Source organism: Citricoccus sp. I39-566 (assembly GCF_031432995.1).
Taxonomy (GTDB): domain Bacteria; phylum Actinomycetota; class Actinomycetes; order Actinomycetales; family Micrococcaceae; genus Citricoccus; species Citricoccus nitrophenolicus_A.
Map to the genome: position 1 here is coordinate 1,168,603 of NZ_CP133842.1, position 19,070 is coordinate 1,187,672.

The 19,070-nt window shown below is 71.3% G+C and carries 18 protein-coding genes; 13 read left to right on the forward strand and 5 right to left on the reverse strand.

Annotation, left to right across the window (positions count from 1 at the left end; all coding sequences use genetic code 11):
• Nucleotides 1-8 precede the first annotated feature (8 nt).
• From RE421_RS05515 to RE421_RS05545, 7 genes are all read left to right on the forward strand, one after another.
• A complete protein-coding gene (locus tag RE421_RS05515; RefSeq protein WP_309815587.1) occupies nucleotides 9-1,004 on the forward strand; it encodes an amidohydrolase family protein in 996 nt (331 codons plus the stop codon).
• Between the two features lie 118 nt (nucleotides 1,005-1,122).
• Nucleotides 1,123-2,925 carry an ABC transporter substrate-binding protein gene (locus RE421_RS05520; RefSeq protein ID WP_309815591.1) on the forward strand — a complete coding sequence of 601 codons (1,803 nt, stop codon included), beginning with the start codon at nucleotides 1,123-1,125 and terminating at the stop codon, nucleotides 2,923-2,925.
• Entirely contained in the window at nucleotides 2,922-3,950 is a 1,029-nt protein-coding gene (locus tag RE421_RS05525) for an ABC transporter permease (RefSeq protein ID WP_309815593.1), read from the forward strand. The genes RE421_RS05520 and RE421_RS05525 overlap by 4 nt, the downstream gene beginning before the upstream one ends.
• Nucleotides 3,937-4,821 (forward strand): ABC transporter permease, encoded by an 885-nt coding sequence (locus tag RE421_RS05530; RefSeq protein WP_309815596.1) that lies wholly within the window; start codon nucleotides 3,937-3,939, stop codon nucleotides 4,819-4,821. The genes RE421_RS05525 and RE421_RS05530 overlap by 14 nt, the downstream gene beginning before the upstream one ends.
• A gap of 8 nt (nucleotides 4,822-4,829) precedes the next feature.
• A complete protein-coding gene (locus tag RE421_RS05535; protein WP_309815599.1) occupies nucleotides 4,830-5,882 on the forward strand; it encodes an ABC transporter ATP-binding protein in 1,053 nt (350 codons plus the stop codon).
• On the forward strand, nucleotides 5,879-6,913 hold the full coding sequence (locus RE421_RS05540; protein WP_309815601.1) for an ABC transporter ATP-binding protein: 1,035 nt from the start codon (nucleotides 5,879-5,881) through the stop codon (nucleotides 6,911-6,913). The genes RE421_RS05535 and RE421_RS05540 overlap by 4 nt, the downstream gene beginning before the upstream one ends.
• Before the next feature lie 122 nt (nucleotides 6,914-7,035).
• Nucleotides 7,036-8,826 (forward strand): ABC transporter substrate-binding protein, encoded by a 1,791-nt coding sequence (locus tag RE421_RS05545; protein ID WP_309815604.1) that lies wholly within the window; start codon nucleotides 7,036-7,038, stop codon nucleotides 8,824-8,826.
• A gap of 126 nt (nucleotides 8,827-8,952) precedes the next feature.
• Here RE421_RS05545 and RE421_RS05550 read toward each other — a convergent pair whose 3' ends face one another.
• On the reverse strand, nucleotides 8,953-9,195 hold the full coding sequence (locus RE421_RS05550; RefSeq protein WP_309815607.1) for a hypothetical protein: 243 nt from the start codon (nucleotides 9,193-9,195) through the stop codon (nucleotides 8,953-8,955).
• 219 nt (nucleotides 9,196-9,414) lie between these two features.
• Between RE421_RS05550 and RE421_RS05555 the strand changes: the two genes are divergently transcribed.
• On the forward strand, nucleotides 9,415-9,960 hold the full coding sequence (locus RE421_RS05555; protein WP_309815610.1) for a UGSC family (seleno)protein: 546 nt from the start codon (nucleotides 9,415-9,417) through the stop codon (nucleotides 9,958-9,960).
• Nucleotides 9,957-11,063, forward strand: coding sequence for a hypothetical protein (locus RE421_RS05560; RefSeq protein ID WP_309815612.1), 1,107 nt, complete (start codon nucleotides 9,957-9,959; stop codon nucleotides 11,061-11,063). Before RE421_RS05555 ends, RE421_RS05560 begins: the two co-directional genes overlap by 4 nt.
• A 65-nt stretch (nucleotides 11,064-11,128) precedes the next feature.
• On the opposite strand, the gene RE421_RS05565 is transcribed toward RE421_RS05560, so the two are convergent.
• From RE421_RS05565 to RE421_RS05580, 4 genes are read right to left on the reverse strand one after another with little or no spacing between them, the layout of a single operon-like run.
• Nucleotides 11,129-12,238: an ABC transporter substrate-binding protein gene (locus RE421_RS05565; RefSeq protein ID WP_309815616.1), complete on the reverse strand. Its 1,110-nt coding sequence runs from the start codon at nucleotides 12,236-12,238 to the stop codon at nucleotides 11,129-11,131.
• 2 nt (nucleotides 12,239-12,240) lie between these two features.
• Nucleotides 12,241-13,041 carry an IclR family transcriptional regulator gene (locus tag RE421_RS05570; protein ID WP_309815619.1) on the reverse strand — a complete coding sequence of 267 codons (801 nt, stop codon included), beginning with the start codon at nucleotides 13,039-13,041 and terminating at the stop codon, nucleotides 12,241-12,243.
• Nucleotides 13,038-13,835 carry an ABC transporter permease gene (locus RE421_RS05575; RefSeq protein ID WP_309815624.1) on the reverse strand — a complete coding sequence of 266 codons (798 nt, stop codon included), beginning with the start codon at nucleotides 13,833-13,835 and terminating at the stop codon, nucleotides 13,038-13,040. Before RE421_RS05575 ends, RE421_RS05570 begins: the two co-directional genes overlap by 4 nt.
• A complete protein-coding gene (locus RE421_RS05580) occupies nucleotides 13,832-14,689 on the reverse strand; it encodes an ABC transporter ATP-binding protein (protein WP_309815628.1) in 858 nt (285 codons plus the stop codon). The genes RE421_RS05575 and RE421_RS05580 overlap by 4 nt, the downstream gene beginning before the upstream one ends.
• Nucleotides 14,690-14,861: 172 nt before the next feature.
• Between RE421_RS05580 and RE421_RS05585 the strand changes: the two genes are divergently transcribed.
• From RE421_RS05585 to RE421_RS05600, 4 genes are read left to right on the forward strand one after another with little or no spacing between them, the layout of a single operon-like run.
• Entirely contained in the window at nucleotides 14,862-15,320 is a 459-nt protein-coding gene (locus RE421_RS05585; RefSeq protein ID WP_309815631.1) for a MaoC family dehydratase, read from the forward strand.
• A complete protein-coding gene (locus tag RE421_RS05590; RefSeq protein WP_309815634.1) occupies nucleotides 15,317-16,264 on the forward strand; it encodes an SDR family NAD(P)-dependent oxidoreductase in 948 nt (315 codons plus the stop codon). Before RE421_RS05585 ends, RE421_RS05590 begins: the two co-directional genes overlap by 4 nt.
• Nucleotides 16,264-17,889, forward strand: coding sequence for an AMP-binding protein (locus tag RE421_RS05595; RefSeq protein ID WP_309815637.1), 1,626 nt, complete (start codon nucleotides 16,264-16,266; stop codon nucleotides 17,887-17,889). Before RE421_RS05590 ends, RE421_RS05595 begins: the two co-directional genes overlap by 1 nt.
• The gene (locus RE421_RS05600) at nucleotides 17,886-19,061 is read left to right on the forward strand and encodes an acyl-CoA dehydrogenase family protein (protein WP_309815640.1); all 1,176 of its coding nucleotides are present in this window, start codon (nucleotides 17,886-17,888) and stop codon (nucleotides 19,059-19,061) included. The genes RE421_RS05595 and RE421_RS05600 overlap by 4 nt, the downstream gene beginning before the upstream one ends.
• Nucleotides 19,062-19,070 lie beyond the last annotated feature (9 nt).

Genomic DNA, 19,070 nt, shown 5'->3' on the forward strand with positions numbered 1-19,070 from the left:
GGATCCCCATGCTCATCGACGCCCACGCCCACCTGCTCCCGGGCCACTATCCGGACCACGCCCCCGAGTGCTTCCCGTCCATGGAGGCGGTGGCCGGCTCCACGGACCGCACGCTCGTGTTCGGGGAGATGCGGTTCCGGGCCAAGGACGTCTTCTTCACCGCGGAGCGGCGGATCGAGGCGCAGGATGCCTCCGGCGTGGACCTCGAGGTCCTCAGCCCCATGCCGCCGCTGCTGAAGTACGACCTGGACCCGGCCGACGGCCTCGCCCTGGCACAGCATGTCAACGACGTCACGGCCGAGCTCTGCGGGCATGCCCCGGAGCGGTTCGCCGGCCTCGGCATGGTGCCGATGCAGGACCCGGAGGCGGCCACCGGCGAACTGGCGGCGATCCAGGACCGCGGCCTGGCCGGCGTCGAGATCGCCTCCAACATCCGGGGCGACTCGATCGGCCACGAGCGGTTCCTGGGGTTCTTCCAGGAGGCCGAGCGCCTGGGCCTGTCCGTGTTCGTCCACGCCATGCCCTCACCCATGTCGAGGCTGCCCGCCTCCGCCATGGGCACCTACGTGGTGGGCGTGGAGGGCATGTTCGCGGCCGCCTCCATGGTGCTCGGCGGCACGGCCGCCGCCTGCCCGGACCTGCGCCTGTCCTTCTCGCACGCGGCCGGCGGATTCGCCATGATGCTGCCCCGCGCCAACTACTTCTGGGGCGGGGCCTGGAACGAGGGCCCGGTGGACCCGGAGCGAGCCGTGATGCCCGACGACGGCCCCTCGCCCCTCGAGATCGCGCGGCGGTTCTACTACGACTCGATGGTCTTCGACCACCGGACCATCCGTTACCTCATCGACCTGCTGGGCGCGGACCGGCTGCTGGTGGGCTCGGACTTCCCCGCCATGCTGCGCGAGGACCCGGCCGCCAAGACCCTGAGGGACATGGACCTGCCCGCGGAACAGTGGGCTCTCATCAGCTCGCGCAACGCCCTGCGGTGGCTGGGCCGGGACTGACTTTCGCCCGGTGGAACTCCCGTGGGCGGGACCCGTGGGCTCGGCCAGACTGAGTGGAGAGCGGATGTGCAGTGCGTCACATCCACCGTCCTGACAGCCACCACCGTGGGGAGCCACCATGAACCCGATTCCACGCCAGCACGGCCCACGCCAGCCCCGACCGCGCCGGGCCCTGCTGGGCACCGTGGCCCTCGCCGCGAGCCTGGGCCTCATCCTGGCCGGCTGCGGGTCCGAGGGCGGCGCCAATGTCAACACGTCCGGGGAGGGCGCCGAGGCCGGCGAGCCGCAGGCCGGCGGCGACCTCACGGTGCTGCTGGACGCCGGGTACTCCGGGGGTTGGGACACCGGGCTGGACCCGGCCACCTCCAACTCGGTGGGCGCGAACCAGTCGCTGAACTCGGCGATCTTCGGCGGCCTGTTCACCCTGGAGGCGGACGAGAACGGCGAGAACGCCGAGATCGTCCCCCAGCAGGCGGAGGGCTACGAGTTCTCCGAGGACGGGCTCACCCTGACGGTGACGCTGCGCGAGGGCATCACGTTCTCCGACGGCACCGCGCTGGACGCCGAGGCCGTGGTCTGGAACTGGATCCGCAACCTCAGCTCCGGCAGCACCGGCGCCCCGCAACTGGACCTGGACCTCGAGCGCCCGATGCCCGAGCTGGACCAGGAGTTCCTGGACGACCTCTACGCGGCCCTGCCCGAGGATGTGGACCAGGGTCTGATCGAGCAGCGGCTCGGCGCCATCCAGGCCGTGGACGAGCACACGGTCCAGCTCCACCTCGCCACCGCGAACGGTGCCCTGGTCAACGCGATGCCCTACAACAACCTGAACCTGATCGGCTCGCCCACCGCCTACCAGGAGCAGGGCGCCCAGGAGTTCAGCCGGGCCCCCGTGGCCGCCGGCCCCTTCACCGTGGAGGCGAACCGCATCAGCGAGCGCCTCGACCTGGAGAGGAACGAGGACTACTTCAAGGAGGGCCTGCCCTACCTGGACGAGCTGTCCTTCCAGTCCATCGCGGGAGACCAGGTCATGTACCAGACCCTGCAGGCCGGGCAGGGGGACGCGATCGAGGGGCTCAGCTCGCTGACGCTCATCCAGCAGGCCCAGTCCAATCCGCAGGTCACGACCACTCTGGGCGCGCCCACGTCCCCGTACGTCATCCAGCTGAACACGCGGCAGGCGCCCTTCGACGAGAAGAAAGCGCGGGAGGCCATCTACTACGCCACCGACTTCGAGGCCATCAACGAGGGGCTCTTCGGCGGCCAGGCTGACCTGTCCCAGTCCTTCACGGCCTCGGGCGGTCTGTTCCACGAGCCCGAGGTCGAGGGGTACCGCACCTACGACCCGGAGAAGGCTGCCGAGCTCGTCGAGGAGATCGGCGGGCTGACGGTGGAGCTCGGCACCACGGACATCGTCACCGCCCGCCAGGTGACCACGGCGCTGCAGACGCAGTGGCAGGAGGCCGGGATCGACGTGACGATCGACTCCAAGCCCCTCGGGGACGTGATCACCAAGTTCGGCACGGGTCAGTGGGAGTCGATGCTCCAGACCGCCGGCGCCTGGGATCCGGCCGCGGGGATCGGCGTGGGGGTCCGCTTCGGTTCCACCTCCACCTACAGTGGCACGCCGCTGCCGGAGGGCGCGGCCACCGCGGCCGAGGCCCTGGAGGGCGGACTGCAGACCGATCTGGACCGCGTGATCCAGGACGCGGCGGCCACGGTGGACGAGCAGGAGCGCGGCGAGCTCTACCGGCAGGCCGCCGAGATGATCTCCGATGAGGCCTACGGTCCGTTCGGCATCGCGTTCTCCCCGGCCCAGGTGGTCCGCGAGGGCGTCCACGGCCCAGGGCTGACCACCCCGATCCCCGCCCTGGCCGTCAACCCGGGGGTCATCTACGAACGCGTGTGGGTGGAACAGTGACTGACACGGCGACGGACACCGCAACCCGCCCCGAGCGCGCACCCCGCAGTGCGCGGGGCAGCGGATCTCCGCTGCTGAGGCTGTTCGGCCGGCGGTTGCTGATGACCATCCCGCTGCTGCTGGCCATCAGCGTCCTGGTCTTCATCCTGCTCGAGCTGATGCCCGGTGACCCGGCCCGCAACCAGGCCGGCATGGACGCCTCCGAGGAACAGGTGGAGGCCGTGCGCCAGCGCATGGGCCTGGACCGCCCGGCCACGGAACGCTACTTCGGCTGGCTGTTCGCGCTGTTCCGCGGGGACCTGGGGCAGTCCTCGGTCAGCGGGCAGTCGGTGGCGGGCATGATCGCCGACCGGGCGCCCGTGACCCTGGAGCTGGTCATCCTCGCCTTCGTGGTCTCCCTGGGCATCGCCATCCCGGTGGCCCTGATGGCCGCCCGCCGGCCCGGCGGGCTGTTCGACCGGGCCACCATGGTGGTGGCCATGACCATGCTGGCCGTGCCGAACTTCGTGCTGGCCATGCTGCTGGTCCTGGTCTTCGGCATCACCCTGCGGATGCTGCCGGCCATCGGATTCGTCCCGCTGGAGGACGGACTGATCCCCAACCTCCGGTCGGTGATCCTGCCCGTGCTGGCCCTCGCCGTCCCCCTGGCCGCGTTCTACACGCGCTTCCTGCGCGGTGACCTCGTGGAGCAGATGAACTCCGCCGACTACGTGGACACCGCGCGGTCCAAGGGCGTCCGCCCGGGGCTCGTGCTCTGGCTCCACGCGTTCCGCAACTCCTCCTTCGGCCTGCTGACCATCGTGGGCCTGAACATCGGCACGCTGGTGGGCGGCACGGTCATCATCGAGCAGATCTTCGCGATGCCGGGGATGGGCATGATGATGCTCGAGGGCGCCATGTCCGCGGACACCGCCGTGGTGCAGATGTGCGTGTTCATCTTCGCCGCCGTGGCCGTGCTCGCCAACCTCGCCGTCGATCTGATGTACGCCGTCCTCGACCCAAGGATCCGTTATGGCAGTCACTGAAGCCCCCGCGGTGCTCGCCGCCCTGCCCGATGCCCACGACGACTCCGACCTGCGCTGGGGCCGGCTGCGCCAGCGGCTGGTGGTCGGGCTGCCGCTGGCCTTCGTGGGCCTGCTGCTGCTCGCCTGCTTCGTGGTCCCGTACGTGTTGCCGGTGCCGGCCCCGGTGGGTGGCAGCATCCTCTCCAGTGCCCTGCCGCCGGGCAGCCCCGGGCACCTGCTGGGCACGGACATCAACGGCAACGACGTGTTGGCCCGGCTCCTGCACGGCGGGCAGTCGTCCCTGATCGTGGCGCTCTCGGTCAACGTCATCGGCCTCGTGGTCGGCGGCGGCATCGGGGCGCTGTCCGGCTACGTCGGCGGACGGGTGGACAACCTGATCATGCGCGTGCTGGACGTGTTCATCGCGTTTCCCTCCCTGGTGTTGACCATCTTCATCGCCCAGGCGTTGGGTCCCAGCGTGCCGAACACCATCCTGGCGCTGTCCGCGTTCAGCATCCCCGCGGTGGCGCGCGTGGCCCGCTCGGCCACCCTGCGGGTCATGACCATGCCGTACCTGCAGGCCGCCGAACTCAGCGGCAGCCCCGCGTGGCGCATCCTGCTGCGGCACGTGGCGCCGAACATCACCCCGCAGATGCTGAACTTCGCCATGCTCGGCATGGGCATCGTGATCGTCACCGAGGGCGCCCTGAGCTTCCTCGGACTGGGCATCCCGCCGCCGGCACCGAGCTGGGGAAACATGATCTTCGAGGGGCAGCAGTCCATGTCCGCCACGCCGCTGCTGGTGCTGTGGCCCAGCCTGGCCCTGCTGGCCACGGTGCTGTCCTTCAACCTGCTGGGTGAGAACCTCCGCGACGAGATGAGTGGGCGATGAGCACGACCATGACCATCACACCTGAGCCGGCCCACGCCGCCGGTGCCGGGGAGCAACCGCTCCTCGCGGTCCGGGACCTGCACGTGACCTTCACGCGGTCCGGCCGGCGCATCCGGGCGGCGAAGGGCGTCTCCTTCGACGTCCGGCCCGGGAAGATGCTGGCCATCATCGGCGAATCGGGGTCGGGCAAGTCGGTTACCGTCCGGGCCCTGATGGGACTGCTGCCGCCCAGCGCCTCCGTCACCGGATCGGCGGTCCTCGAGGGCAGGGAACTCGTGGGCCTGAGCGACCGGAGGATGCGGATGGTCCGGGGCCAGGAGATCTCCATGGTCTTCCAGGACCCGGCGCGCTCGCTGAACCCCACCATGTCCGTGGGGGCGCAGATCGTGGAGTCGGTCCGCACCCACCGCTCCATCGGACGCCGGCAGGCGGCCGAGCGGGCCGTCGAGCTGTTGCAGCTGGTGCGGCTGCCCGCCCCGGAGAAGCGGTTCCACCAGTACCCGCACCAGCTCTCCGGCGGCATGCGCCAGCGCGTCATGATCGCGATCGCCCTGGCCTCGGACCCCAAGGTCCTGATCGCCGACGAGGCCACCACGGCCCTGGACGTGACCACCCAGGCCCAGATCATGGAGCTGCTCGTGGATCTCCGGGAGCGGCTGGGGACCGCCGTGATCATGATCAGCCACGATCTCGGGCTGGCCGCCAGCTACGCGGACGAGGTGCTGGTGATGTACGCCGGCCAGGTGGTGGAGCAGGCCAGGACCACGGAGCTGTTCGCCAACGTCCGGATGCCCTACACGCGGGCGCTGTTGGAGGCGATCCCCCAGGTGTCCCGGCCCTCGCACTCCGCCCTGACGGTGATCGGCGGGCACCCGCCGGACCCCTCGCAGCGGATCGAGGGCTGTCCCTTCCGGCCGCGGTGCCCGCGCGCCACGGATATCTGCTCCACGGCACCGGCCCTGGAGGAACACGAGCCCGGCCACCGCTACGCGTGCTGGAACCCGGTCCCCGGGTCCGCGGCCCCGAGCGCCGTGGAACCCCGAGAGGAGACGCAACCATGAGCGAACCGCTATTGTCCGTGCGGAACATCGTCCAGGAGTTCGAGAGCCGCGGCCCCGGTGGGGTCAAGGAGGGCGTGGTCCACGCGGTGTCCGACATCTCCTTCGACCTGATGCCGGGGGAGACCCTCGGGATCGTGGGGGAGACCGGATCGGGCAAGAGCACGCTGGCCCGGGCCGTCATCCAGGTGGACCGCCCGAAGTCCGGCTCCGTGATGTTCCAGGACCGGGACCTGACGGAGCTGAACCGCCGGGAGCTGAAGAAGGTCTGGGCCAACTTCCAGATGGTCTACCAGGATCCCTTCACCTCGCTGAACCCGCGCTGGCGGATCGAGGACGTGGTGGCCGAGCCGCTGGACAGCCACCGCTCGCTGAGCCGGCAGCAGCGGCGCGCGAAGGTCCGCGAGCTGCTGGAGCTGGTGGGGCTGGACCCGGACACCTACCTGCGGCGCCGGCCGATGGAGCTCTCCGGCGGGCAGGCGCAGCGGGTGGCGATCGCCCGGGCCATCTCCCTGGACCCGGCGGTGATCATCTGCGACGAGGCCATCTCCTCGCTCGACGTGCTCATCCAGGCCCAGGTGATCAACCTGTTCGAGAAGCTGCGGGTGGAACTGGGGCTGTCCTACCTGTTCATCGCCCACGACCTGGCCACCGTCAAGCAGGTCAGTGACCGCGTGGCGGTGCTCTACCTCGGTCAGCTGGCGGAGATCGCGCCCTCGGACCGGATGTACGAGACGCCCCGGCACCCCTACACCCGCGCCCTCCTGGACTCGGTTCCCGGGCTGGACCCCGAGACCGGCATCGCCAAGCGGCCGGTCACCCTGCCGGGCGACGTGCCCAGCCCGCTGGACCCGCCCTCCGGCTGCCGCTTCCGGACCCGGTGTCCCCTCGCGCAGGAGATCTGCGCGGAGGTGGAGCCCCTCCTCGCGCCGTGCGACGGCGGCGGTCAGGTGGCCTGCCACTTCCCCCTCGACGACCACGGCCGGCCCACCAACGGGCACCCGGCGGGCGCCGCCGCCGTCGCCTCGGCCTAGCGCCTTCTATCCGGCGGAAGGCGCATGGAGCCTCCCGGCGGGCTGCGGGAGACTTCCGAGCAACCGGCTGTGATGTGCATCACGCTGGCCGAACCTCCATCACCGTCCCCTTGGGAGTCGTCATGAACACCACCACCCGCCAGCCGGGCCCGCGCCGCGGTCTCCTCGGCCCCCTGGCCCTCGCGGCCAGCCTCAGCCTCGTCCTCGCCGGTTGCGGCGGCTCGGAACCGACCGAGGACGGCGGCGCCACCGAGGCAGCCGCCGAGGTCGGCGAGCCGCAGGCCGGCGGCGACCTCACGGTGCTGCTGGACGCCGGGTTCGCCGGTGGCTGGTCCACCGGGCTGGACCCGTCCATCTCCAACACGGTCGGGGCCAACGTGCCGCAGAACTACGCGATCTTCGGTGGCCTGTTCAGCCTCGAGGCGGACGAGAACGGGGAGAACGCCGAGATCGTCCCGGACCAGGCCGAGAGCTACGAGTTCTCCGAGGACGGGCTCACCCTGACGGTGAAGCTCCGGGAGGGCATCACCTTCTCGGACGGCACCCCGCTGAACGCCGAGGCCGTGGTCTGGAACTGGATCCGGCACCTGAGCTCCGGCAGCACCGGCGCCCCGCAGCTGGAACTGGACCTCGAGCGCCCCATGCCGGAACTGGACCAGCAGTTCCTCGACGATCTCTACGCGGCCCTGCCCGAGGACGTGGACCAGGGTCTGATCGAGCAGCGGCTCGGCGCCATCCAGGCCGTGGACGAGCACACCTTCGAGGTCCACTTCTCCGTGGCCAACGGGGCGTTCGTCAACGCCATGCCCTCCACGAGCCTGAACCTGATCGGCTCGCCCACCGCCTACAAGGAGCTCGGTGCCGAGGCCTACAGCCAGGCCCCCGTGGCCGCCGGACCGTTCACGGTCGAGGCCAACCGGCTCTCCGAGCGGCTGGAGCTGACCAAGAACGAGGACTACTTCAAGGAGGGCCTGCCCTACCTGGACGAGCTGTCCTTCCAGTCGGTCGGCGGCGACCAGGTGCTCTACCAGACGCTGCAGGCCGGGCAGGGGGACGCGATCGAGGGGCTCAGCTCCGTGACGCTGATCAACCAGGCCCAGCAGAACCCGGACCTGACCACCACGCTCGGGGCACCCACGTCCCCGTACGTCATCCAGCTGAACACGCGCACGGCCCCGTTCGACGACAAGAGGGCCCGGGAGGCCATCTACTACGCCACCGACTTCGAGGCCATCAACGAGGGGCTCTTCGGGGGCCAGGGCGACATGTCCCAGTCCTTCACGGCCTCGGGCGGGTTGTTCCACGAGCCCGAGGTCGAGGGGTACCGCACCTATGACCTGGACAAGGCCAAGGAGCTCGTCGAGGAGATCGGCGGGCTGACGGTGGAGCTCGGCACCACGGACATCGTCACCGCCCGCCAGGTGACCACGGCGCTGCAGACGCAGTGGCAGGAGGCCGGGATCGACGTGACGATCGACTCCAAGCCGCTCGGGGACGTGATCACCAAGTTCACCTCCGGCGAGTGGGAGTCCATGCTGCAGACCGCGGGTGCCTGGGAGCCGGCCGCGGGGATCGGCGTGGGGGTCCGCTTCGGGTCCACCTCGCCGTTCAGCGGGACGCCCCTGCCGGACGGGGCCGAGACCGCCACGCAGGCGCTGCAGGAGAACCTGAACACCGAGCTGGACCAGGTGCTGCTGGACGCCGCCTCCACCGTGGACCAGGACGAGCGCGGCGAGCTCTACCGGCAGGCCGCCGAGATGATCTCCGATGAGGCCTACGGTCCCTTCGGGATGGCTTTCTCCCCGGCCCAGGTGGTCCGCGAGGGCGTCCACGGCCCAGGGCTGACCACCCCCATCCCGGCCCTCGTGGTCAACTCGGGCGTCCTGTACGACCGGGTCTGGGTGGAGCAGTGAGACCGGTGCTGTGAAGATCTCCTCCGCCCCGGGGGTGCTCCCGGGGCGGAGGGTGCGAGACGGGCAGGGCCCCGGAACCAGCTGGTTCCGGGGCCCTGCCTGTTGGTCTGTTGGTGCCGTGCCCGCCTAGCGGATCTGGCCGTCGTCGCCGATCTCCGTGGGGTAGGTGAGATCGATGGAGTCCGCGGCGGCTCCGGTGGCATTGGAGATCATCAGGGCCATGAGGTTCTTCGGCACGAGGCAGTCGCCGCAGACCCCGTCCTCGGCGCTGATCCGGGCGTCCACCCGCTCGCCGGAGGAGTCGATGGACAGGATGTAGCCGTCCGCGGCGAGGGTCTGGCGCAGGTCCTCGAGGGGCTGGGTGGTCATGGTTCCTCCAGTCGGTGGGGGGATCGATGGTACGGGTGCGATCCATTGTGGCCGCCCGGTCCGGCGCTGCCGAGCCGTCCTTCCGCTGCGCGGAACACCCGTCCGGCCCCCGCGGGGAACGGGTCCGGCGGGCTTCCGGACACCGGAAGCACGCGTTGAGCGGGGCCGCCGGAGCTGGTGGGGTGAAGGCCATCACGAGAATGGAACGGAGAACCGGACATGACCACCCTGGAAGTGCTGATCGACCCCACCGGCGCCGCCGAGCGCGGCAGTGACACGACCCTCTCGCCCCGGCCGGGCACCCTGGCGGGACTGAGGGTCGGGCTGCTGGACAACACCAAGCCCAATGCCACCACCCTGCTCGAGGCCCTCGGCGAGGCGTTGCGCCGCCGGCACGGCGTCGGCGCGGTGACGATGTACACCAAGGACTACTTCGGCACGCCGGTCAAGGACGAGCTGCGGGACGAGATCGTGCGGGAGTGCGACGTGGTCGTCACCGCCGTGGGGGACTGCGGCTCCTGCAGCGCGGCCACCGTGCAGGATGGCATCATCTTCGAACGGCACGGGCTGCCGGCCGTGAGCATCGTCAGTGACTCCTTCCTGCTGTCCGGGCAGGCTATGGCCTCGCTCCAGGGATTCCCCGGCTACGACTTCCTGGCCGCCCGGCACCCCATCGCCAGCCTGTCCGCGGACGAGCTGGCCGGCCGGGCGGACGAGCTGATGGCCGGTGTGGAGCGCATCCTCGGGGCCGAGGTGACGGCGTGAACGGCGCGGCGGTTCAGCCCCAGGTCGACGCCCGGGGCATCCGGGACGTGCTGGAGCGGTACCAGGAGAACGGCTGGACGGACGGACTGCCGGTGGTCCCGGTCAGCGAGTCGATCGTGGACGAGTTCCTGGCCGCCACCCCGCTGGACCCCGAGGAGGTGCTGTTCGCCATCCCGCACCTGAACCGGGAGCTGACGGTGCGCTACGCGGCCATCAACGCCGCCCTGGCCGGCTGCCGCCCGGAGTACCTGCCCGTGGTGCTGGCGGCCTGGAAGGGGATCGCCCAGGAGCCGAACCCGCGCAAGGGCATCTGGCAGTCGACCACGGGCACGGCGCCGTTCACCGTGGTGAACGGCCCGGTGCGGGAGCGGCTGGACCTCAACTCCCGGGGCAACGTCTTCGGCTCCGGCCACCGGGCTAACGCCACGATCGGACGGGCCCTCCGGCTCGCCCTGATCAACGTCTTCGGCCTGCGGCCCCACCAGCTGGACCAGGCCACCCAGGCGACCCCGGCCAAGTACACGGCCGTCATCGGCGAGAACCAGGAGCAGAGCCCCTGGCCGTCGCTGCACACCGAGTACGGCTTCGCCGAGGACGACGACGTGGTCACCTCGTTCGTCATCCGCTCGGTCATGCATATCGAGGCCCGGCACACCCAGGAGGCCGAGCAGCTGGCCCTGGACTTCACGGATTCGATCACCCGCACCGGAGCCTTCATCCACGAGTACACCAACGCCCTGCTGGTGCTGAGCCCGGAGCACGCCCACGTGCTCGCCGGCGCCGGCTGGGACAAGGACCGGCTGCGGCGATTCATCTTCGAGCACGCCGTGCGCACCCGCGAGGAGCTGGCCCGCGTGGGCAAGGACGCGATCTCGCACCACGCCCGGTGGCGGCTGTCCTCGGCGCACCCGGACGCGATCGCGGACACGGCGCGGGGCTCGGGCACCCCGGACCGGGTCCCCGCCCTGTCCGCCCCCGAGTCCGTGCAGGTGGTGGTCGCCGGGGCCAACAACGCCGGCGTCTCCGCCGTGGTGGAGGTCTTCGGCCTGAACCCCCGCCTGCGGCCCTCCTCCTACAGCCCGGTGGAGTACCCCGCCGGTTGATCCGAGGCCCTGAGGAACGGCGCCGGCCCCCTTCAGCGGGCCGGCGCCGTCACCTCCGGCGGTGGTCAGGTGCCCAGCAGCTCGTTGCTCATCCAGGACTCCGGCGCGTCGACCGGCTCGATCCGGCCGGTCTCGACCAGCTCCTCGATCGAGGCGAGCCAGATCTCCTCATCGGTGACCAGTGGATCCGGTTCCTCATCATTGACGAAGTTCTGGACCTGCACGTCCAGGGCGGAGCGGGCCACGGAGTCGTTGTCCAGGCTGGCGAAGGAGTTCTCCTGCCGCAGCGCCTCAAGGGTCTTCGTCCGGTCTGCGTCGTCCACCATGAAGGTCACCGCGTCCTGCAGTGAGGCCAGGAAGGCGCGCAGGTGGTCCGGCTTCTCCTCGATGTGCTGCTGGGTGGTGACGAAGTACTGCCGGTCCGAGATCACCGGGGAGAGGTCTCCGAGCACGATCGCATCCGCGCCGTCCTGCATGTCCAGCAGCAGGAAGCTCTGGTCCGGACTGGAGATGTACCCGTCGATCTGACCGCGCTGGATCATCTCCCAGGAGGCCGGGTTGTCCGTGACCACCTGCAGGTTGACCTGTTCGGAGTCCACGCCGGCGTTCTCCAGGGTCAGGCGCAGGTTGTTCTCCGTGCTGCCGCCCTCCGAGGGGATGCCGATCGTCATGCCCACCATGTCCCGGGCGCTCGTGATGGGACGGTCCCGCGAGAAGTTGATGCGCTGGGCCGGGCCCCGGGCGATCGTGCCGATGTTCACCACGTCCTGGCCCTGGCCGCGGGCGGCGGCCAGGTCCACGGTGTTGCAGCGGGCCACGAGCCCGGCGCCGGCGATCATGGCCTGCAGCGAGGGTGAGGTGCCCCGGGCGACCTCGACGCCGAGATCGATGCCGTGGGCGGCGTCGTGGCCCGCGGACATCGCCAGCATCTCGGCGGCGAAGGACAGGGTCTCGAAGGGCAGGAAGCTGATGTAGGTCACCTCTCCCAGCGATCCCCCCTCGCCCCCCGCGCCGCCCCCGCCGCCGGCCTGCGAGCCCGTGCCGCAGGAGCTCAGCGCCCCGGCACCGGCCGCGGCCAGCAGTCCCACCCCGAGGCCTCGGAAGAGGGTGCGCCGGCTGAGGTCGCGGTGCAGCAGGGCCGGCTCCGGGCCGGCGGTACTGTTCATCCTGTTCATGGTCAGTCTCCTTCACTGGGGTGGGCCCGTCCCGATCCGGGACCGGGGTGGACGTCGATGCGCTGTTCCAGGGCGGTGCGCTGGATGGAGCGGGCCGTGCTGCGGACGAGGAGTCCGTAGGGGGTGTTCGTGGTCCCCTCGGGCACCACGATCGAGATGGCCGCGACCGGCAGGCCGGTGTGGTCCAGGATCGGGGCGCCGATGCCCACGCGGGGGAAGGTCCGGTTGTTGTTGACCGAGAAGCCAGCGGCCCGCGTCTGCGCGAGCGCCGCCCGCACCGTGGCGGGGTCGTCCGGCCCGGCGCCCCCGCGACCCTCGAGCCAGGACAGGTACCGCTGCTGGGCGGCGGCGGGCTGGAAGGCCAGCAGGGCCACCCCCACGGCCACCACGTGGTACGGGTCCCGCTGCCCGATGCGCGGGCGCTCGTGGCCGGGTCCGTGGGGGCGCAGACTCTCCACGGTGGTGATCTGCTGGGCGTCCGGGATGCCCAGGTGGATGGGGAAGCCGGTGGTCGAGTACAGGTCCTGCATGAAGGGCAGGGCCACCCGTTGCAGCCCGTGGGTCTTGGGTGCCAGCAGCCCGAAGTTCCACAGGTCCACGCCGATGCACAGCTGGTCCTCGTCCGTGCGGTCCAGCATGCCCAGGGACAGCAGCTCGCCCACCATGCGGTGCGTGGTGGTCAGCGGCAGCCCCGTGCGGCGGCTGAGGTCGGAGAGGGAGTGGTGCGTGTGCTCGTGGTCGAAGGCGGAGAGCAGCCGGTGGAGGCGTCCGAGCACGGAGCGGTGGGCCTCCACGCGGGTCATGCCACGGTCCCCTGTTGCGAGTACACGGACTCGTGCCAGGGGATGAGGAACCGCTTCAGGATGAACACGGCGCCGTAGAGCACCAGGCCGAGGACGGCCAGCAGGACGACCACCCCGAACAGCCCGGGGGCGTCCAGCTGGTTCAGCGTCCGGACCACCATGTAGCCGAGTCCCTCGTTGCCGCCGAGGTACTCGCCCACGATGGCGCCGATCACGGCGAACACGATCCCGGTCTCCATGCCCGCCAGCAGGTAGGGCATGACGCTGCGGAAGTCGAGGTTGGTGAACCGCTGCATCCGCCCGGCGTTCAGGGCGGTCATGACGTCCCGGTGGCCCGGGTCGATCGACTTCACGCCCAGCAGGACGTTCAGCATGATCGGGAAGAACGCCAGCATGGCGGCGATGATCACTTTGGAGCTCATGCCGAAGCCGAACCAGATGACGAACAGGGGCACGAAGGCGACCTTCGGCACCACCTGCAGCAGGACGATGATGGGCCGGACCGTCATCTCCAGCCAGGCCACCTTGCCGAGCAGGACGCCCACCAGCACCCCGAGGACCACGGCCAGCAGGAAGCCGACGATGATCTCCGAGGCCGTGATCCCGGCGTGCCGCCAGATCTCGGGGTCCTGCACCAGCTCGCCGAGCCGTTCGGCGATCAGCGAGGGCGGCGGCAGGATGAGGATGGACACGTCGAGCGCCCGGACCGTGATCTCCCAGACGGTGCACAGCACCACGATCAGCAGCGGGGCCCCGATCCAGGGCAGGCGCCGTCCCAGGCGGGTGGAGCTCATGATTCCTCCTCGTCTTCCAGGGCGTGGCGCAGGGCGCGGACGGTGGTGCCGAAGGCCTCGGTGGCCTGGACGTCGAGGGGCCGCGGGCGCTCGAGGCCCACCTCGACGGTGGACTGGATGCGCCCCGGGCGCGGCGTCAGCTGCACCACCCGGTCCCCGATGAAGACCGCCTCCGCGATGTCATGGGTGACGAAGACGACTGTGGCCCGGGTGGCCAGGGTGATGCGCTGGAGCTCGAGGTTCATCTTCTCCCGGGTCAGGGCGTCCAGCGCCCCGAAGGGCTCGTCCATCAGCAGCAGCTCGGGGTCGCGGCTCAGCGCCCTCGCGATGGCCACCCGCTGGCGCATGCCCCCGGAGAGCTCACGGGGGTAGGACGTGAGGAAGTCGCCCAGGCCCACCAGCTCGGCCAGCTCGGTGGCGCGGCGCCGGCGCTCGGCCTTGCCGACCCCGCGGAGCTTCAGCGGCAGGGCGATGTTGTCCCGGATGTCGAACCAGGGGAAGAGGTGGGGCTCCTGGAAGACGACGCCGAGCTGGGCCAGTACCCCGCTCTCCACGGTGGTGCCGTTCCAGAGCGGCTGGCCGGAGACGAGGACGTTGCCCTCGGTGGGTGGCAGCAGCCCGGCCATGATGCGCAGCAGCGTGGACTTGCCGCAGCCGGAGCGGCCGATCAGGGACACCGTCTCGCCCGCGGAGACCTCGAGGTTGATGTCCCGCAGCGCCTCGGTGCGCTGGGTCTTGGTGGCGAAGACCTTGGAGACGGACCGGATGGAGATCCTGGCCGGGGGCTGTTGGGGCGGATCGTGCTCGGGGGTGGAGGCGCCTGCTCGGACGCCTGATGGGCTGGTCTGCACCACGGGTGGTCCTCCTGGACTGTGATCTGGATCACGGCCACGCTAACCGGGGCGCCAGGGGCCCGGAACGGCGTCTTCCGCTTAATGGAAGGAGGGTGGTGGGGCCGCGGAGAACGGCCCTACGTTGCAGAGACGCCCCTCCACCACCGCCCCGACCGCGAAGGAACGCCGCCGTATGAGCACCCCGTTGACCGTGACCCTGGACGAGCTTCCCGAGCTGCAGGGCAGAACCCTGGGCCCCTCGGACTGGCGGACCATCAGCCAGGAGGACATCGATGTCTTCGCGGACCTGACCGGGGACCACAACCCGATCCACGTGGACGAGGCCTTCGCCGCCGCCAGCGCCTTCGGCACCCGGATCGCCCACGGCCTGCTGTCCTTGAGCATCGTGGTCCCGCACCTGGCCCAGCTGTGGAAGGTGACCGGGGCCGGCGTCGGGATCAACTACGGGCTGAACAGGGTCCGCTTCCCGGCGCCCACGCCGGCCGGCGCCCGCGTCCGGGCGGGCGCCGAGGTGCTCGAGGTGACGGAGCTCGACGGCGGCGTCCAGGTGGTCCTGAAGGTCACCTATGAGCTCGAGGGCGGGGACAAGCCGGTGTGCGTGGCCGAGTTCGTCCTGCGGTACTACCGGTGAGCGGCGCGGGTCCGGCCCGGCTGGAGGGCCGTGTCGCCATCGTGACGGGGGCGGGGCGCAGCCTCGGCAAGGCCTACGCGCTGGCGCTGGCCGAAGCGGGCGCCGCCGTCGTGGTCAATGACCTGGACCCGGAGACCGCGGAGTCCACCGCGGCCGAGATCCGGGCCGCCGGGGGCCGGGCCGAGGCCGTGGTGGCCGCCGTCGGCACGGCTGAGACCGCCCAGCGGCTCGTGGACACCGCGCTGTCCGCGTTCGGCCGGCTGGACGTGCTGGTGGCCAACGCCGGGGCCCTGCGGGACCGGGTGCTGTGGAAGATGACGGACGAGGACTTCGACCTGGTCGTCTCCTCCCACCTGCGCGGGGCGTTCACGTGTGGCCGGGCGGCCGCCGTGGCGATGCGCGAGCAGGGCGAGGGCGGCAGGATCATCCTCATCGGCTCGCCGGCGGGGCAGTTCGGCAGCTTCGGGCAGACCAACTATGCCGCCGCGAAGGCCGGGCTCGTGGCCATGGCGCGGACCTGGTCCCTGGAGCTGGCCCGGGCATCGATCACGGTGAACACCGTGGTGCCCACGGCCCTGTCCCCGATGACCGCCACCATCCCTGCCTACGCGCAGGTCTACGAGGAGTACCTGGCGGGCCGCCCCATCCCCGCCGGGTACCGGCGGGACCACGCCCTGGGCAGTCCCGAGGACGTGGCCCCGCTGATCGTCTGGCTCGCCTCGGAGGCCTCGGCCGGCGTGACCGGGCAGGCGCTCGGGCTGGGCGGGGACCGGCTCACCCTGTACTCACACCCGGACGTGCTGCAGACCCTGGATCACGAGGGCGGCTGGTCGCCGGACGGGATCGACGCCGCCTGGAGCCGGGACCTCGCCGCCCAGGCGCAGGCCTCGGGCCCGCGCTCGGCGCGGGACACGGCGCGGGACTCTGCGCGGGGGGAGGCGTGATGGGACAGCACAGCCTCGTCTGGCAGGGGATCGCGGCCGCGGACCCGGACCGGACCGCCGTGCGCGGAGCCGACGGCCGCCACTGGAGCTTCGCCGAGTTCACCCGGGACGCCGCCGGACTGGCCGCCTCCCTGCAGGACCAGGGGCTGCGGCCCGGCGACCGGGTGGCCCTCCTGATGTACAACCGGCCCGAGTTCCTGGTGGCCTTCTACGCGTGCCTGGCCACCGGGATCATCCCGGCGCCCCTCAACTACCGGATCCGCGCCCGGGAGCTGGCCGACCTGCTGGACGACTCGCAGGCCGCCGCCCTGGTGGCCCCGGACTCGCTGGGGGACGTGGTGTCCGGCGCCCTCGACCTCGCGGCCACCCGGCCGGTGCTGATCCGCGTCCCCGACGGTCCCGGTGAGGTCGGTGGCTCCGGACCGGCCTCGCTGGCGTGGGAGGACGCCGTGGCCCCGCAGGCGAGCCTGCCGGCCGCCCCGCCGGAGGACGCGGAACTGTGGATCTACACGGGCGGCACCACGGGCCGGCCCAAGGCCGCCCGCTGGGTGGCCGCCGACCTGTTCGCCTCCCAGCGCTTCAGCACCTACACGGTCCTGGGGCTGCCGGCCCCCGAGGACGTGGCCGGTGCGGTGGCGCTGGCCGTGGACCCGGACACGCCGCGCGTGGTGACCCTGCCCCTGTCCCCATTCATCCACGGCACCGCCCTGACGGTCTCCCTGAACACCCTGACCCTGGGCGGGACCGTGCTGACCACGGATTCCCCGCGGCTGGACGCCGGGGCCGCCGTCCGGATGGCCGTGGACGAACAGGCCACCCGACTGGTGGTGGCCGGGGACGCCGTCTCCCTGCCGGTCCTGGACGCGGCCGACGCCGCGGGGGTGCGGTTGGACCGCATCACGTCCATCTACAGCTCGGGCATGCGCTTCGGTCCCGAGACCAAGCGGCGGTTCCACGCCCACGGTGAGATGTCCATCATCGACCTGCTCGCCACCACGGAGGGCGGCGGCTTCGCCGTCACCCAGACATGCGGCGCCGAGGACCTGCCGGGCCGCCCGCGCCTGCTCGAGTCCGCCGTGGTGCTGGACGAGGAGTACCGCGAGGTCCAGGACCGGGTGGGGGCGGTGGGCATCCTGGCCTCCCGCGGACCGCTGCCGCTGGGCTACCACGGGGACGAGCGCAAGACCGCCGAGACCTTCCCCGTGATCGGCGGACGGCGGCACGTGGTGCCCGGCGACTGGGTGCGCGTGCTGGAGGACCGCCACCTCGAGTTCCTGGGCCGCGGCAGCTCGGTGGTCAACACCGGCGGCGAGAAGGTCTACCCGCAGGAGGTCGAGGAGGCGCTGCTGAGCCACCCCGCGGTCCTGGACGCCGTGGTGGTGGGCCTGCCGGATCCGCGCTTCGGCGAGATCGTGGCGGCCGCGGTGGCCGTGGCGGGCCCGACGACGGCCGGCGCCATCCTGGACCACGTCACGCCCCTGCTGGCCGGGTACAAGAAACCCCGGCACCTCGTGGTCCGGTCCGTGCTGGAGCGCAGCCCCCAGGGCAAGCTCAACCTCGCCCGGCTGCGGCAGGAGCTCGAGCGGGACCGCGGGGCGCAGCGCGAGAGGGAGGGCACGCCATGACCGGAGTGCTGGACTACCCCGGAGACCTGCTGGGCTTCTCCGCGGACCTCACGTCCCCCGAGCGGGACAAGCTGCTGGCCCTGCGTGCCTACCTCGAGGAGCACGTGCGGCCGATCCTCCCCGACTACTGGGAGCGCGCGGAGCACCTCGCCCACCTCCGGCAGCCGCTGGCCCGGCTGCGGCTCGTGGATGATCCCGCCCTGCTGGACGCGGACGGCCGGACGCGGGCCCTCTACCGGGGCTTCCGCACCATCGAGCTGTGCCGGGCCGACCTGTCCGTCTCCATGACCTTCGGCGGCCAGGTGGGGATGTTCCGCACGCTCGTGCTGGAGGGGGCCAGCCCGGCCCAGGTCCGGGACTGGGACCGGGACATCATCGACTTCCGGATGACCGGCTGCTTCGCCCTGACCGAGCCGGACCACGGCTCGGACATCGCCGGAGGGCTCTCCACCACGGCCCGCCGCCACGGGGACGGGTGGATCCTCAACGGCGCCAAGCGCTGGATCGGCAATGCCACCATCTCGGACCACCTCGTGGTGGTGGCCCGCGAGCAGGGCGGTGACCGGGTGCTGGCCTTCGTGGTGCCCTCCCGGGCCGACGGCGTGGAACGGTCCGTGATCGAGCACAAGGCGGCCCTGAGGACCGTGCACAACGCGGACATCTCGCTGCGCGAGGTCTATGTCCCGGACGGGCTGCGGCTGCCGCGCATCGGTTCCTTCGCCGACATCAACCGGGCCTTCCGCACCCTGCGTCCCGAGATCGCCTGGAGTTCCGCCGGCATGCAGCTGGCCACCTACGAGTCAGCCCTGGGCTACGCGCAGGCCCGTGAGCAGTTCGGCCGGCCCATCGCCTCCTATCAGCTGATCCAGGACAAGCTCGTGCGGATCGTGGAGAACATCGCCCAGACCCTCGCCCTGGCCGTGCGCACCACCACCCACCCCGTGGCGGACGACGTCACGCCTAGCCTGATCAAGCTCGTGGCCGGCAACCGGCTGCGCGAGTCGGCCGCCCTGGCCCGGGAGACCGTGGGCGGCAACGGGCTGCTGCTGGAGCAGGACGTCATCCGCTACTTCATGGACGCCGAGGCCATGTACACCTTCGAGGGAACCCGGGAGATGAACACGCTGATCCTCGGCCGCGCCCTCACCGGGCACAGCGCCTTCACCCGATGAAAGGGAACA

Bases quoted from the DNA above. Each gene is read 5' to 3' on its own strand.
- RE421_RS05550 (WP_309815607.1), bottom strand. From the start codon at position 9,195: ATGACCACCCAGCCCCTCGAGGACCTGCGCCAGACCCTCGCCGCGGAC.
- RE421_RS05585 (WP_309815631.1), top strand. From the start codon at position 14,862: ATGAGCACCCCGTTGACCGTGACCCTGGACGAGCTTCCCGAGCTGCAG.
- RE421_RS05570 (WP_309815619.1), bottom strand. From the start codon at position 13,041: ATGACCCGCGTGGAGGCCCACCGCTCCGTGCTCGGACGCCTCCACCGG.
- RE421_RS05530 (WP_309815596.1), top strand. From the start codon at position 3,937: ATGGCAGTCACTGAAGCCCCCGCGGTGCTCGCCGCCCTGCCCGATGCC.
- RE421_RS05575 (WP_309815624.1), bottom strand. From the start codon at position 13,835: ATGAGCTCCACCCGCCTGGGACGGCGCCTGCCCTGGATCGGGGCCCCG.
- RE421_RS05595 (WP_309815637.1), top strand. From the start codon at position 16,264: ATGGGACAGCACAGCCTCGTCTGGCAGGGGATCGCGGCCGCGGACCCG.
- RE421_RS05515 (WP_309815587.1), top strand. From the start codon at position 9: ATGCTCATCGACGCCCACGCCCACCTGCTCCCGGGCCACTATCCGGAC.
- RE421_RS05540 (WP_309815601.1), top strand. From the start codon at position 5,879: ATGAGCGAACCGCTATTGTCCGTGCGGAACATCGTCCAGGAGTTCGAG.
- RE421_RS05520 (WP_309815591.1), top strand. From the start codon at position 1,123: ATGAACCCGATTCCACGCCAGCACGGCCCACGCCAGCCCCGACCGCGC.
- RE421_RS05600 (WP_309815640.1), top strand. From the start codon at position 17,886: ATGACCGGAGTGCTGGACTACCCCGGAGACCTGCTGGGCTTCTCCGCG.
- RE421_RS05545 (WP_309815604.1), top strand. From the start codon at position 7,036: ATGAACACCACCACCCGCCAGCCGGGCCCGCGCCGCGGTCTCCTCGGC.
- RE421_RS05565 (WP_309815616.1), bottom strand. From the start codon at position 12,238: ATGAACAGGATGAACAGTACCGCCGGCCCGGAGCCGGCCCTGCTGCAC.
- RE421_RS05555 (WP_309815610.1), top strand. From the start codon at position 9,415: ATGACCACCCTGGAAGTGCTGATCGACCCCACCGGCGCCGCCGAGCGC.
- RE421_RS05535 (WP_309815599.1), top strand. From the start codon at position 4,830: ATGACCATCACACCTGAGCCGGCCCACGCCGCCGGTGCCGGGGAGCAA.